The organism is Methylocaldum marinum, assembly GCF_003584645.1.
Lineage (GTDB): Bacteria > Pseudomonadota > Gammaproteobacteria > Methylococcales > Methylococcaceae > Methylocaldum > Methylocaldum marinum.
Map to the genome: position 1 here is coordinate 597,565 of NZ_AP017928.1, position 14,090 is coordinate 611,654.

Here is a 14,090-nt window from a genome sequence, read left to right on the forward strand (position 1 = left end):
TCGGAGTAGGCTTGCATGAGACTCAAAAGCGATCCTGTCTTCAATCTCTCGGAAGAACTCCAGGACCTCAAGGGAAAGCTGCACCGGCATCTGTTGGACCAGGCCGATTCCCTGCCGGCCAACGGGGAGGACGAGCGGCTCAACCGCTTCGTATGGGAGAAAGTGACCCAGTATATCCGCACCTCGCACATTGCCATCAATCAGCGCGAGATCGAGCGCCTGGTCAAGGATCTCATCGACGAATTGACCGGTTTCGGTCCCATCGATGCACTGCTGCGCGACGATAAGATCAGCGACATACTGGTCAACGGTCCTTTTCACATTTATATCGAGCGCAATGGCCGGCTCGAGAAATCCGATCTGCGCTTCATCGACAACGCCCACTTGCTCCGGGTGATTCGGCGGATTCTGGCGCCCCTGGGACGGCGGGTGGACGAATCCAGCCCGATGGTGGACGCCCGGCTGCCGAACGGAAGCCGGGTCAACGCCGTGATTCCTCCGCTGGCGATCGACGGCGCCTGCCTATCAATCCGCAAATTCCGCAAGGAACCCCTGACCGCCGCCGATCTTCTCGCCTACGGAACCTGGGATGACGACACCCTGGCGCTGCTGCGCCAGGCGGTACATGCGCGCTGCAACATGCTGGTGGCCGGATCCACCGGCGCCGGGAAAACGACTTTGCTCAACGTGCTCAGCAGTTTCATCGGTCCCGACGAGCGCCTGATCACCATAGAGGACGCTGCCGAGCTCAACTTACGCCACCCTCATGTGGTGCGCCTCGAAACCCGCCCGGCGGGCATCGAGGGCGGCTGCGAAGTCGCTGCGCGCGATCTGGTCCGCAATGCCCTGCGCATGCGTCCGGACCGCATCATTCTGGGCGAAATCCGCGGCGGCGAAGTGCTCGACATGTTACAGGCGATGAACACCGGACATGATGGTTCGATGGCGACCCTGCACGCCAACAGTCCGCGCGACGCCTTGAGCCGGCTGGAGCTTCTGGCGGGATTCGCGGGCTATAACGGCAGCGAAAATACCCTGCGCCAGCAGATCGCAAGCTCTCTGGACCTCATCGTCCACATCGGTCGTCTGCGTGACGGTCAGCGCCGCGTACTCACCGTGGAAGAAGTCGTGGACGTTGCCGAAGGCCATTACGTCACCCAGAGCCTTTACCGCCACGAACCGCTTTCCAGGCTCAGACCCAAGTCCGCCAAGCTGGCGCAATGCTCGGTCGACCCGATTCTGCCGCTGCGCGGTTATGCCCGATAAGCTCCTTTACACGGTCCTGGCGTGTGCCGCGATGCTGGTCTTGGCAGTCCTGCTGTTCGTCCTCGGCCGGCGGCAGGCGGAACGGGAAGACGTCATCCGCCGGCTCGACGAGGAAATGCACCCTCGCCCGGAGTCCGCGCAGAAGCGTTATCCATTCGGGCTGCGCTGGATTTTTCACAGCTTGCAGCGCGCCGGAATCGCGAATCAGCCCAGACATCTGGTGTGGGCGCTGGTGATTTCCGGCGTGGTCGGCAGCGTCGCCGTCTTGCTCAAGGGCGCCCTGGGCCTGTTCGCCGCTTTGATTGTGCTGGCTGTCGGCTTCTATCTTCTCATTGCTTGGCGTATCGCCCGCATCGGCAGGACATTGCGGCAGCAATTGCCGGCATTCATCGACCAAATCATCCGCACGCTCAGTATCGGCCGCAGTTTCGACAACGCTTTGCTGCAGGCGATAGAAGCCAGTCCGGCGCCCTTGAGCGACGCTTTGAAAAGCGTGGTGACGGAAACCTCGCTGGGCGGCGATCTGGCCGAGTCGCTGGAAGAAACGGCGAAAATCTACCAGATCAAGGAATTGCATCTGCTTACCCTGGCGCTGCGCATCAATCAGCGCTACGGGGGCAGCATCAAGACGATGCTGGAAAATATCATCACGCTGATTCGTCAGCAGGAGCAGGCGGAACGGGAGTTGCGCGCCCTGACCGGAGAGACGCGGCTCAGCGCCTGGGTTCTGGGGACCATGCCCCTGGGCATGGCCGGCTACATGATGATCGTCAATCCGACCTATCTGGGCTTCCTGCTGCAGGACCCGAACGGCCCGGCCATCGTGTACACGGCGCTGGGGCTACAGGCCGCCGGAGGCCTGATTCTGTGGCGCATGATGCGGGGCATTCGATGATCGGGGCGGACGATTCCCATTTATGGCTGCTGCTGGCCGGACTTGCCGCCCTGGGGTTCGGTGCGGCGATCTGGCTGCTGCTTGAGGGACGGGATCGGGTTCATTCCGGCGAAATCAGGCAGCGATTCGCCCAGGCCTTCGGCGACGACACGGCAGCCATGGCCCCCAGGGACGGCGAGGGCTGGCTGGAGAATCTCGGGCAACGGGTCCTGGCGCGAAAAAAGAACGCGGACAGCGAAGAGGTCAAGCTCCTGCTGGCCAGGGCCGGATGGAAGCGGCGGACCGACCTGGCCGTCTTTTACGCGCTGCAGACCTTATTGCCGGTCCTGGCGGGAATCGTCGCCAGCTATACTTTTTGGGTGGACGGCGCCGGATCGAGCGGCTGGGCGAATATTTTTCTCGCCTGCGGCACGGCCTGGCTGCTGCCCAAGCGCATCGTCGCCTATCTGGCGAGAGCGCGGCAAAAACGCGTGGCCGAACAAACCCTGGTCATGGTGCATCTGTTGCGCGTGCTTCTGAGCACCGGACTGAGCGTGGAACAGTCGCTGCGCTCGCTGGTGGTCGACACCCTCGCGCTCCTGCCCGATCTGGCCGTCGAGCTGCGCACGCTATTGCAGCGGATCGACATCGGCGAGGATATCGGCTTGGCCATGCGCGACATGGCCAATGGCATGGATATTCCGGAATTGACCGATCTTTCGATGATATTGGAGCAGACCTGGCGCATGGGCGGAAACGTCACGAAATCCTTGAGCGATTTGTCGACCCTGATCGACGAACGCAGGCACACCGGCTTGAAAGAAAAGGTATCCAAGCTTTCCGGCCAGATGACGATCGTCATGATGGTCTTTTTGTTTCCGGCGCTGCTGGTGTTTCTGGCGGCTCCGGGTTTCCTCGCCATTGCCAGGAGCATGAAGCATGCGCTGGGTTAGAACGCCGGGACTGGCTGCCGGCGCGGTCTTGATCGCCGGCTGCAACCTGTTGCCGCGGGTCTCGGCCCCGGACAATTTCGGCGGATTTGCGCCCGCCGCGGCCGAGGCTGCGCGCGGAGAAGCGCCGTTTACGCCGCCCACGGCCTGCGGCGGAAACTTGTCCCCGGAACAGCGCATGTACCTGGAACTGGTACAGGAAATGGTGAAGCAGGGCCAGAATTACGCGGCCCTGGCCCATCTCGACCAACTCGAAAAGAAAGCGTCGCCGGCGCCGCAAAATGTCTATCTTCGCGCCGAGGCGCTGCGCGGCATCGGGCAGCCGGAACCGGCCGGAAAGCTGTACCGTTCGTTGCTGGACGGATGCATGGCGGGCCACAGTCTGCACGGACTCGGGCTGCTGGCGGCCGATGCCGGACACTGGGCGGAGGCCCACGACTATCTTCTCCGGGCCAGCCGCGAGAGACCCGCCAGCGCCGACGTGCACAACGATTTGGGCATGGTATTGCTCCTGACCGGCCGGCGGAATGATGCCCGGAGGGAATTTCTCACCGCCGCGGAGCTGGATAGGAAAAACCCCCTGCCGGTGGAAAATCTGATCGTGCTGCTGCTGCTGGAAGGCGATCCGCGCGAGGCGAAACGCCTGGCGGAGCACCGGAAGCTCACGGACAAGGATGTGGAGCGGCTGGGCGAACGCGCCCGGCGCCTGGCGGAACGAACCAACACCGGGGGAGCCGCCGCGTCCCTTTCATCATCCCCGCTGGAGTAGAAACCATGCGCTGCATTCTTTTCGCATTCCCGGTCCTGGCCGCACTTCGCGCCACATCGGCAGTGGCGGATTCCGCTCCGGTCGAAATCTACCCGCTGGAAACGCCCTCTGCCGAGCCGTCCGCGGCCCGGACCATCGCCGCCGAAACCGAAACCGGCCTCTGGTTGGGACTGCAAAGCTCCGGAACCATCGCCGGCCGCCGCTACATCCTGCCGGGCAAGGAAGCCACTCAAATCTACCAGCGCTATCTCAAGAGTTTCGAACATCCCATTCCGGAGCAGTTCAACTTCAAGCGCAGCACGAGCTCGCGCTCCAGCCGCTGAATCGACATGCCGATGCCGCCGCTCGCGTCTTGTTCGCTCCACGGGGTCCGCCGGCAGCGCGGCGCCATCAGCCTCCTGGCGGCGCTGGTGCTGGTGCTGGCGGCCTTGTTTACGGCGCTGGCGCTGGACACCGGGCGTCTCTTTCTGGAAAAGCGGAAATTGCAGAAGATCGCCGATCTCGCTGCTCTCGACGCCGCTCAGGCCATGGCTTGCGCCAACGACAAGAGTTCCGCGGCGTTCGCTGCGGCCCAGGCGAGCGCACTGCAAAACGGTTATGCGGGAAATCTTCCCGCGGAAAGCGGGGTGAAGCTCGGCACCGTAAACTCCGCGCAAGGTCTGCGCGCATTTGCGGAAAGCGTGGCGGCCAACGCCTATGCGGTCCAGGTCGAGACCCGGAGTATCGTACCTGCCAGTCTGGTGGTCGGGGGCTGGCTGGGCGGGGAGAAGGTCACCCTGAAAGCCAGAGCGGTGGGGCGAAGCGACTCGTTTGCCGGAATCAGCGCCGGCAGTTTTCTCGCCCGCCTGGATCCGGTCGGCCTGAACCTGCTGCTGAGCGGACTGCTCGGCACTAGCGTGAATCTCGATCTGGTGAGTTATCAGGGCATCGCGGCCGTGGACTTGAGCTTGCTGGATTTGATCAAGGCGCAAGGCACGGTGGGATCGGTGAATGAATTGCTCGCTTTGCAGATGAGCATCGGCGAGTTCTTCGGGCTCATGGCGTCAGCGCTGAGCAACAAAGGCGACGCCGCTACGGCGGGTTACCTTTCGGTTCTCGCCGCGGGCTCGACCGACACGTTTACGCTGGCGCTCGGCGATCTGCTCCGGGTGACGACCGAGGACCCCGAAGCGGCGGCCGAAGCCAAGGTCAATGTACTCGATCTTGTGCTGCTCGGGGCCGAGGTCGCCAACGGCAAGAACGCCATCGCGATACCGTCCGCCGGAATCAGCGTTCCGGGGGGCGCGGAGATCGGTTTGAGCTTGTGGGTGATAGAGCCGCCGCAGATTGCCATAGGCCCGCCTGGACAGGACGAGTACGGAAACTGGAAAACCCGGGTGCAAACCGCCCAGATTCGGCTGGCCGTCGATGTGGCCCTACTTCCCGATCCGGTGGGCATACCCGGAATATTGACGATTCAACTCGCCGATCTCCAGCTCGCCGTCGATGCCGCCAAGACCAGCGCCTGGCTGGAGAGCATCGGCTGCCCGACGTTGGGCGACCTGGACGGATCGGCCACGGTCGGCAGCCAGCCGGGCCTGGTCGACATCGCAATCGGCAAGCTCGATGCGAACGGTGAAATCACGGGCCCCGCCAATGTCGCTACGGTCGAGATTCTCGGTTTGCTCGGCGGAACCAAGATCCAGGTCGGCGTCAGCGCGGAAGCGGATTTGACCAGCGATCCTCTCGCCACCCATTTCGACGGTCCGTTTCCCCAGACCGAAACCGTGGGCACGTCGCTCGACCAGGCTTTGAACAATGCCTTGGCGAGCCTGGCGAATAGCCTGAATCTGGAGGTGACCGTGGGATCTCTCAATCTGTCTCTGCTCAATCAGATCATCGGTCTTCTCAAACCGTTACTGAGCTCCGTTATCACGGCCTTGGGAAACGTGCTTCTCACCCCGCTGCTGGAAGCTCTGGGCGTGAACGTCGGCGGCGCGGACCTGGGCGTCTTCACCGTCCGGGTCGCCCGGCCCACTTTGGTCGTCTGATGCCGTGACAGCGATGCGCGCAGCTATGTTTTGACCCGGATTCGCATAAAGCATGATGGAATGATCGGACGTCATTTGAAACTCGCATGGCTGATTCTCAATCTGGCGCTGCTGGTCACGATCGGCGCGGCACTGGGGGTTGGCGCCCGCGCCGTCGTGACCGAGAGCGCCCGGGAACTGGAATGGCAGGCACAGCAGATCCGCCAGTTCGCTTCCGCGGCATTGGAGTGGTCCCGGGGCAATATGAAGCAACTGCACACGTGGCTGGAACCCTTGCCCGTGGGTTCGTCGTTTTCGAAATTGGAGATCCGAAAGAAATCCGGAACAGTGCTGGATATTCGCTACCGGGCTCCGGCAGGCGCGCCGTTCTGGGCAAGCGCTTTGCCGCCGCTCGCCGACGCGGTTCCGGAATTGCCCCTGAACTCCAAGAATTCGCTGGTGCTGAAACTGGTCCCGGCGCCATCCCGTGCTGCATCTCAGCTTGCCGAAGCACTTTATCCCGCCCTGGCGAGCGGCGTCGGCGCCATCTTGATCGCCAATCTTTTTTTCTGGATGTATTTGCGGCGGATCGCGATGGGGAGGATGGAACAGACCCACTGGGAGAAATCGGTTTCGCCGCGGCTGGCTTCGGAACCGAAAGCGCCGCGTGGAACGACGTTGTCCCGCTCGGACGGGGCGCCGGCGGAATGCTTCGAACGTTTTCCGGAAGCGATCGTCGTTTGCGATGCCGAACGCCGGGTCAGTTACGCGAATGCGTCTGCACAGGCGCTGTTTCGCCACACGCCGGCGATCGAGCCGGGCGGTGCGGTTTTCGAATTGATCGCGCCCTGGGATCGGTCTCGCTTCGAGGAGGCGCTCGAGATTCGCGAGGAGAGCGAGGAGGGCGAGGAGGGCGAGGCCCGGATCGTAAGAATCCAGGCGCTGACGGCACTAGGCGGCATCCGCCCGCTCGACGTCGCCATCAGTCCTCCGGCCACCGTCGGAACGGAGCTGATCCTCAGTCTGCGTGACGCCAGCACCGCGCAGTCGGTCGAAAACAGCCTGGAACTGCGCGACCAGCTTCTCGATATGCTGTCGCAGGGATTGGCAATCGTGTCGCCCCGGGATCACGGCGAGATTCTGTATTGCAACCGAACCTTCCGAAACCTGCTGCGCTTGGGCGTTTCCCCCGGTGGCACGACCTTGCCGAGCGTTCTGGCGCAAGGGGCCGAAGACGGCGCGGTTCGCAACATCCAAGCCGCCGTGGAGGACATCGAGCCGCTCGATCTGAGCTTATCCTGGCGCAGCGGAGACCACCCCACGGCCAAGCTCGCGCTCCGGCTTGCGCCGCTCGCCACCGAACCGGCGGGTTCGCCCAGTCTCGCGGTCATTCTCCACGACAGGACCGAGGAAGCCGTTGCGCTCGACCGTATCGAAACGGAACTCGCGCGCTATCGGACGATACTCGAAGAAATGCCCCTGGGGCTGTGCATCGCCGACGGCGAAGGCAAGGCACTGTTCCTGAATGCGCGGCTGGCCGAGCTGACCGGGAAAACCCGCAGCCAGCTCGTGAACTCGGCCGTCGAAGAATGGCTGCCGTGGGACGCGAAAGCCCGAGGACGCGTCCAGTACGGCGAACTTACCGGGTTCCTGAGCGGCGCCGGCCAGACGCTCAGGGTCAGTACCCTGTTGTTGCAGAAAACGGCAGGCAAGGATCTATACGCCTACTTGTTCGACGACATCACCGTCTTCAGGCAACAGATCCAAACCGCCGCCGAGGAAGCCGAGCGTTTGCAACTGACGCTGGACAGTATCGCCGAGGGCATCATCACCACCAACAAGGACGGTTTCATTCAGTACCTCAACCCGCTGGCGCGACGCTTGACCGGTTTGGAAGGGCACGATTGCGTCGGCATGCCGATCGCCAAGGTGCTGTACCTGCTGGACGAGAAAAAGCGCCGTCCCTTGGCCGATCCTGTCCTTAGGGCCATCCGTATCGGCAAGACCGTCAAGTTCCGGCACGATGTTCTGCTGGTTTGCGACGGCAAGCCCGAGCTGGCCGTGGACGTTTCCGCGACGCCCATCTTCGACCGCAAGCAAGCCCTGATCGGCGGCGTGGTCGTGATAAAGGACGTATCCGAACAGCGTTCGCTGACGCGGCAAATGAAAATGCGCGCCAGCCGCGATCCGCTCACGGGCCTGGTGAATCGCCGCGAACTGCTTTCCCTGCTCGAATCCCTACAGTACGAAGTCGACGAATATCACCGGCAGCACTCCCTGTGCTACATGGACCTCGACAAATTCAAGATCGTCAACGATACCTGTGGACACCCGGCCGGCGATGAACTGCTGCGGCAGATCTCCCACTTGATGGGACAGTGCTTGCGGACCCAGGACGTTCTCGCCCGAATCGGGGGCGACGAGTTCTGCGCGCTGTTGCCGAATACCAAGGCCGACGACGCCAGGGGCGTGGCCGAGCGTATTCGGGAAACCGTGAAATCGTTCAGATTCACGTGGGACGGCAAGTATTTCGAGCTGGGCATCAGTATCGGCATTGTGGAACTGGCTCAAGGCATTGGTGTCGAGGAGAATCTAAGCGCCGCGGACAAGGCCTGTTACGTAGCCAAGGAGCGGGGACGCGATCTGGTCCATGTATCCGCCGGGCGCGAACCGGAATTCGGCAAGACGACGCTGGCGCCCTGGAACGAGCGATTGCTCGAGGCCATGGAACACGATTATTTCCGCTTTGCCGTCCGCCAGGCGCAATTCCTCCATGGAAACGCCCGCTCCGCGCCGAGTTTCCACGAAGTCCTGCTGCAGCTATGCGAACCGGAGCAGACCCCGATCGTCGCTTCGGCATTCATGCCCAATGCCCGTCGTCTCGATCTGGTTGCCGTCATCGAGCGCTGGGCCATCAGCAAGCTCTTTGCGACCCGCCCGCAGTTTTCCGGTCCGGACGGCCGCTCGCACGTTTACTCGATCCCGCTCTCGGCGGTGACTCTCGCCGAAAACAGCTTCGTTCCGTTCTTGCTGGAACTGAGCGAGGGATACGGCGTTCCGTCCTCGTCGATCTGTTTCGAAATCGCCGAGAATGATCTGGTCCAGAATTACAGCGTGGTTCGGCACTTCATGTCGAAATGCAGGGAGCACGGCTATCGTTTCTGCCTGAACCAGTTCGGCGGCGGTTTCTCTTCTTTTGCCTACATCCGAAATCTGCCCCTGGATTTCCTCAAGATTGACGACTGCCTCACTCACCGTATCGAAATCGACCATCTCGACGAGGCCATCGTCTCGGCGATCCAGAACATTGCCGAACGCATGGATATCCGTACCATTGCCCAGGACGTGAACACGCCAAGCCTGCTCGAGCGCTTGCGGAACCTGGGCGTTCACTATGCGCAAGGAGCGGCCGTGGAATCTTCGACGGCAAGACCGGGGGTTCCGGCCCAGGGCGTCGATGCCCGCTGCACCTAAACCGGCCGAGTTCGCCCGGGAACGCTCTGATTACTGACGGTCAAGGAAGTAAAGCGACAAAAGCCATTCGCCCGCCGGGACAAGTCGGCCGCTCGAGGCGCAACGCGACGAGCGGGCAGGTCCACGGCCCGGTGGCTCCGGGACTGGAATTCAGACGTCGGGAAAGGATTCCCGATGCGGCGATGGGTTCGAAAATGACAACAGATCGCGGCGTAGGCCGGCAATCCTTTGCCGACGACACTTGCTATTCCGATGACTCTCGAGTATTTAGTATCAACCAAATGGTCGGCACATCGCCGTAGTGTTCCTGAATGTGGCGAACGAGCCGGTCCAGGCTGGCCCATTCCTTGACGGTTTTCCGTGCAGTCATTAGCGTCAGTTCCTCTTCACGCCACGTCAGTGTCACCACGATGGTGTAGCGGCCGTGGGGGCCCTGAATGATTTTGAAGCGCTTTACGGTTTTTTTCTGAACGTTGAGGATCAGGTCAGCCTCCGTAATGCGATGCTGGCCGACCTTCTGCCACGAGTGCGCAATGCTCATAGTCTATTATTCGCGAGTTTGTCTATCTGGGGTGTTGTCGTCTGATTCTTCGGTCTGCCTATTTCGGTTTTCCGAGCGGTAGACTTTCGTTTCGGCCCGGAATGCTTTCGCTGCATGAAGCGTGCCCTGGGCTGAACGCTTCGAAACATCCTGATTGCTTTCATCCTGAAAACCGCGTTTGAATCTCCGAAATGCCCGCATTCCCTTACCCCAACCCCCCTCTCGGAGGGCGAGGCGCTAACCGCCTTTCTCCCGAACTTCAAAACGCGCCGATGCAAGGATTTAACTTACCGTGTTTAGGATCGGTAGGCCGTGGCACGTCAGCGGGGTTCCATTACCGAAAACGGTAAGCTTCCCGGAACATCCCGAAGAACTGTTCTTTTTGGTTCATTTTTCTGAAAAAGTTCCTTTGGCCGTTAAGGAAGCTTTGAATAGACCCTCTCCCTCTGGGAGAGGGTTGGGTGAGGGCGTGTTAGATCAACCTGTTGACAGATCGCTTCTCCGAATTGGAGACTTGGTCAGACCTTCCTTAAGGCGGAACGCCGGACGGACGAACAGACAGAGAGAACAGTCTGACCCGCCCGTGTTTTGTTGCCGCCGCTCCGGGGACGTCTGCGCTTCGGCCGCCGTGACCGGCGCACTTCCGGCACTTGCGCTGGTCTGAAAGAGGAACGGTGAGCTTTGGAAGATCGTACCGAGCCGATAGGGGCGAGCGGCTCTTGGAAGCCGGCGGAACGCCGGGCGCGTCGTTCATCACGGGGCACATCCTGCTCGTCGACGGCGGGTTGACCGCTCATTGAATTTCCGTCCTGCTGCAATCGCTCCTGGAGGTGGCTTATGACCGGATACGCAACGAACATCGAACGCGATACGCTCGCAAACCAGGACTACCGCCGCGTGCTCTATACCGGCCGGAATACCCAGCTCGTGCTGATGACGCTTCAGCCGGGCGAGGAAATCGGGGTCGAAACCCATGAGGAGCACGATCAGTTCATCCGCATCGAAGCGGGTTCCGGCGTGGCCGTGCTGAAGGGCGAGGAGTACCCGTTGAGCGACGGCGTGGCGGTGGTGATTCCGGCGGGCGTCGAACACAACGTGATCAATACGTCACCCGCCCAGCCGCTCAGACTATATACGCTCTATAGCCCGCCCGAGCACCCCGACGGTACCGTGCACCGGACGAAAGCCGACGAGCCGGCAGAACACTGATACCGGCATTCGAGTACCGAGATGAGCACTGCCGGCGCCATCGTCACGCTCTTGCCGCGGGATTACGATGCCGTTTTGTTCGACCTCGACGGTGCCTATCTCGCGCAGCGGTCGGAACGGCACGGCATCGAGATCCATTCGGCGGCCGTCGATTTTGTGCGGTCGCTACGCGCGCAGGTTATCGGAACGGCGCTGGTTTTCTCCGGTATCGATGCTTCGGCGGTGTTGGAAGCCGCCGGCATCGCGCCGCTGTTCGACGTGCGCGTGGACCGGACGGAACTCAAGGGGAAACCAGCATCCGACGCGCTTCTGGAGGCGGCGCGGCGGCTCCGGGTGAAGCCCCCGCGAGCGGTCGTGGTGACGGACACGGTCGCTGAGATCGAGGCGGCGCGGGCGGGTGGATTCGGCCTGGTCATCGGCGTTGACCGCCTGTGCCGGTCGCAGACCTTGCGCGAGGCCGGCGCCGATGCCGTCGTGACCGGCCTGGAAGACATCCGCGTGTCCCTGGAACCGCCCTCTGCCTGGGTGTTGGTCTACGAGGACTTCGATCCGGCGCGCGAGGGTATCCGGGAATCCTTGTGCGCCCTGGGAAACGGCTATTTCGAAACACGCGGAGCCATGCCCTGGGCGCGGGCGGACGACATCCACTATCCCGGCACCTATCTGGCCGGCGGCTACAACCGGCTACAGACCGATATCGCCGGACGCGTGGTCGAGAACGAGGACCTCGTCAACTTTCCCAATTGGCTCGCGCTCGAGTTTCGCATCGCCGACGAGGACTGGTTCGACGAGCGTGACGTCAGAATCCTGTCGTTCCGCCAGGAACTGGACCTCCGCAGCGGCCTCTTGCTCAGGAGCCTACGCTTCGAGGACAGGCGAGGCCGGCGCAGTATTCTCGCCGAGCGCCGTCTGGTCTCTCTGGTCGACATGCATCTGGGGGCGTTCGAGTTGACCTTAACCGCCGAGAACTGGTCCGCAAACGTCACGGTCCGCTCAGGCATAGACGGCCGTGTCGTCAATGCCGGCGCGAAGCTTTACGAAAAATTCAACAGCCGCCACCTGGAGCCGCTGTCCGGTGACGTCGTCGGAGAGGACGGCGTGTGTCTCGAAGTGCGTACCTCTCAATCGAGACTGCATGTCGCGCAGGCGGCGCGAACACAAGTCTTCAAGGACGGCCGGCGGATCGGCGCACCGCGGGTTACGATCGAGGAGCCGGGCTATATCGGGCAGGCGTTCGGGGTCGAGCTCAAGGCGAGCGAGACGCTCGTGCTGGAGAAGCTGGCCTTTTTATACACCTCGCGCGATCGCGCCATCTCGGAGTGGAGCCTCGCGGCGCGCAAGGCGACGGCGCGAGCCGAGCGCTTCGGGGGAGCGATGGCGGATCACGTCCGGGCCTGGAGGCATCTGTGGCGGCGTTTCGACGTGCGTATGGAGCCCGCCGGTCGCGATTTCAGGCTGAACGCTCCGATGATGCTTCGGCTGAACATGTTTCATCTGCTGCAGGCGGTATCGCCCAACTCCATCGATCTCGACATCGGCGTGCCGGCGCGCGGCTGGACCGGGGAAGCGTATCAGGGCCACATCTTTTGGGACGAGCTGTTCATCTTTCCGTTCTTGAATTTTCGAATGCCCGAGATCACCCGTTCGCTGCTCATGTACCGCTATCGGCGCCTAGACGAAGCGCGAGCCGCGGCCAGAAACGCCGGATTCCAGGGCGCCATGTTTCCGTGGCAAAGCGGAAGCGACGGCCAGGAGGAAACCCAGGAACTCAACCTGAATCCGCGCTCGCAGCGCTGGGTGCCCGACAACTCTTATCTCCAGCGCCACGTCGGCAGCGCCATTGCCTACAACGTCTGGCAATATTTTCAGGTCACCCGTGACATCGAGTTTCTGCAGTTCGCAGGCGCCGAGCTGATGCTCGAAATCGCCCGCTTTTGGGCCGGCATCGCGTGTTTCAATGAGGAACGGGGGCGCTACGAGATTCGCGGGGTGATGGGCCCCGACGAGTTTCACGAGGCTTATCCCGATGCGCCGACTCCCGGCCTCGACAACAACGCCTATACCAATCTCATGGCCGTGTGGGTGCTGTGCCGGGCGCTGGACGTGCTCGATCTGCTTCCGGACATCCGGCGCCTCGAACTGATGCGCGAGCTTCCCCTGACCGACGAAGAAACCGTGCGCTGGGAGGACATTAGCCGCCGGATGTTCGTGCCGTTTCACGGGGACGGGATCATCAGCCAGTTCGAGGGCTACGAAAAGCTGGCCGAGCTCGATTGGGACGGCTATCGGAAGCGGTACGGCAACATTCAGCGCCTCGAACTCATCCTCGAAGCGGAGAACGATACGGCGAACCGCTATAAGCTGTCGAAGCAGGCCGACGTGCTGATGCTGTTCTATCTGTTTTCGTCCGAGGAGCTGAGCGAGCTGTTCACCCGTCTCGGCTATCCGTTCGAATTTGAGACCATTCCGCGCAACGTCGCGTATTATGACCGCCGTTCGTCGCACGGCTCCACCCTGTCACGGGTCGTGCACGCTTGGGTCTTGGCGCGATCGAACCGGCCGCGCGCGATGACCTATTTCGCGGAGGCGTTGCAGAGCGACCTGAGCGACATTCAGCAAGGCACCACGGCCGAGGGCGTGCACCTCGGCGCGATGGCGGGAACGGTCGATCTGGTGCAGCGGGTAACGACCGGCATCGAGGTCACGGCCGATGTCCTCAGGCTCAATCCGCGCCTGCCCGAGGAACTGGAGGGACTCGACCTACGCATCCGCTACCGCGGGCACACGCTCGATCTACGGTTCACCCGGGACACGCTCACCGTGCACGGCCGCGAACCCGGCATCGCCCCGATCCGCCTGGGATTCAAGGATCAGATCCACGACTTCGCCGGCGGCAGCACGCGGGTTTTCGAGCTCGGTAAATAAGGGCGTATCCCAGTAGATCGTTCACCCTGAGCTCGTAGGATGTGGTGAACGAAGGGAACCGCCCTTCGACTAC

The 14,090-nt window shown here is 62.2% G+C and carries 11 protein-coding genes; 10 read left to right on the top strand and 1 reads right to left on the bottom strand.

Annotated features, from left to right (window positions below):
• The first annotated feature begins 15 nt into the window (after positions 1–15).
• From sS8_RS02660 to sS8_RS02690, 7 genes are read left to right on the top strand one after another with little or no spacing between them, the layout of a single operon-like run.
• Positions 16–1,266: a CpaF family protein gene (locus sS8_RS02660; protein WP_119628300.1), complete on the top strand. Its 1,251-nt coding sequence runs from the start codon at positions 16–18 to the stop codon at positions 1,264–1,266.
• Positions 1,256–2,161, top strand: a complete 906-nt coding sequence (locus sS8_RS02665; RefSeq protein ID WP_119628301.1) for a type II secretion system F family protein — start codon at positions 1,256–1,258, stop codon at positions 2,159–2,161. Before sS8_RS02660 ends, sS8_RS02665 begins: the two co-directional genes overlap by 11 nt.
• Positions 2,134–3,093 (top strand): type II secretion system F family protein, encoded by a 960-nt coding sequence (locus tag sS8_RS02670; protein WP_145986389.1) that lies wholly within the window; start codon positions 2,134–2,136, stop codon positions 3,091–3,093. The genes sS8_RS02665 and sS8_RS02670 overlap by 28 nt, the downstream gene beginning before the upstream one ends.
• Entirely contained in the window at positions 3,080–3,859 is a 780-nt protein-coding gene (locus sS8_RS02675) for a tetratricopeptide repeat protein (RefSeq protein ID WP_119628303.1), read from the top strand. Before sS8_RS02670 ends, sS8_RS02675 begins: the two co-directional genes overlap by 14 nt.
• Before the next feature lie 5 nt (positions 3,860–3,864).
• Positions 3,865–4,182 (top strand): DUF3613 domain-containing protein, encoded by a 318-nt coding sequence (locus tag sS8_RS02680; RefSeq protein WP_119628304.1) that lies wholly within the window; start codon positions 3,865–3,867, stop codon positions 4,180–4,182.
• Positions 4,183–4,188: 6 nt separating this feature from the next.
• Complete coding sequence (locus sS8_RS02685) at positions 4,189–5,889, top strand: pilus assembly protein TadG-related protein (RefSeq protein ID WP_119628305.1); 1,701 nt, start codon at positions 4,189–4,191, stop codon at positions 5,887–5,889.
• 60 nt (positions 5,890–5,949) lie between these two features.
• Entirely contained in the window at positions 5,950–9,342 is a 3,393-nt protein-coding gene (locus sS8_RS02690; protein WP_119628306.1) for an EAL domain-containing protein, read from the top strand.
• 244 nt (positions 9,343–9,586) lie between these two features.
• Here sS8_RS02690 and sS8_RS02695 read toward each other — a convergent pair whose 3' ends face one another.
• On the bottom strand, positions 9,587–9,883 hold the full coding sequence (locus sS8_RS02695) for a hypothetical protein (RefSeq protein ID WP_119628307.1): 297 nt from the start codon (positions 9,881–9,883) through the stop codon (positions 9,587–9,589).
• A 674-nt stretch (positions 9,884–10,557) separates the two neighbouring features.
• On the opposite strand from sS8_RS02695, the gene sS8_RS29450 reads away from it, so the two are divergent.
• The 3 genes from sS8_RS29450 to sS8_RS02705 are packed head-to-tail and all read left to right on the top strand — an operon-like array spanning position 10,558 to position 14,017.
• Positions 10,558–10,683, top strand: a complete 126-nt coding sequence (locus sS8_RS29450; protein WP_269461486.1) for a hypothetical protein — start codon at positions 10,558–10,560, stop codon at positions 10,681–10,683.
• A 37-nt stretch (positions 10,684–10,720) separates the two neighbouring features.
• The gene (locus sS8_RS02700) at positions 10,721–11,092 is read left to right on the top strand and encodes a cupin domain-containing protein (protein WP_119628308.1); all 372 of its coding nucleotides are present in this window, start codon (positions 10,721–10,723) and stop codon (positions 11,090–11,092) included.
• Positions 11,093–11,113: 21 nt separating this feature from the next.
• Entirely contained in the window at positions 11,114–14,017 is a 2,904-nt protein-coding gene (locus sS8_RS02705; RefSeq protein ID WP_119628309.1) for an HAD-IA family hydrolase, read from the top strand.
• The last annotated feature ends 73 nt before the right edge of the window (positions 14,018–14,090 follow it).

Coding starts and splice junctions, on each gene's coding strand:
- sS8_RS02660 (WP_119628300.1), top strand. CDS start 16: ATGAGACTCAAAAGCGATCCTGTCTTCAATCTCTCGGAAGAACTCCAG.
- sS8_RS02665 (WP_119628301.1), top strand. CDS start 1,256: ATGCCCGATAAGCTCCTTTACACGGTCCTGGCGTGTGCCGCGATGCTG.
- sS8_RS02675 (WP_119628303.1), top strand. CDS start 3,080: ATGCGCTGGGTTAGAACGCCGGGACTGGCTGCCGGCGCGGTCTTGATC.
- sS8_RS02680 (WP_119628304.1), top strand. CDS start 3,865: ATGCGCTGCATTCTTTTCGCATTCCCGGTCCTGGCCGCACTTCGCGCC.
- sS8_RS02685 (WP_119628305.1), top strand. CDS start 4,189: ATGCCGATGCCGCCGCTCGCGTCTTGTTCGCTCCACGGGGTCCGCCGG.
- sS8_RS02690 (WP_119628306.1), top strand. CDS start 5,950: ATGATCGGACGTCATTTGAAACTCGCATGGCTGATTCTCAATCTGGCG.
- sS8_RS02695 (WP_119628307.1), bottom strand. CDS start 9,883: ATGAGCATTGCGCACTCGTGGCAGAAGGTCGGCCAGCATCGCATTACG.
- sS8_RS02700 (WP_119628308.1), top strand. CDS start 10,721: ATGACCGGATACGCAACGAACATCGAACGCGATACGCTCGCAAACCAG.
- sS8_RS02705 (WP_119628309.1), top strand. CDS start 11,114: ATGAGCACTGCCGGCGCCATCGTCACGCTCTTGCCGCGGGATTACGAT.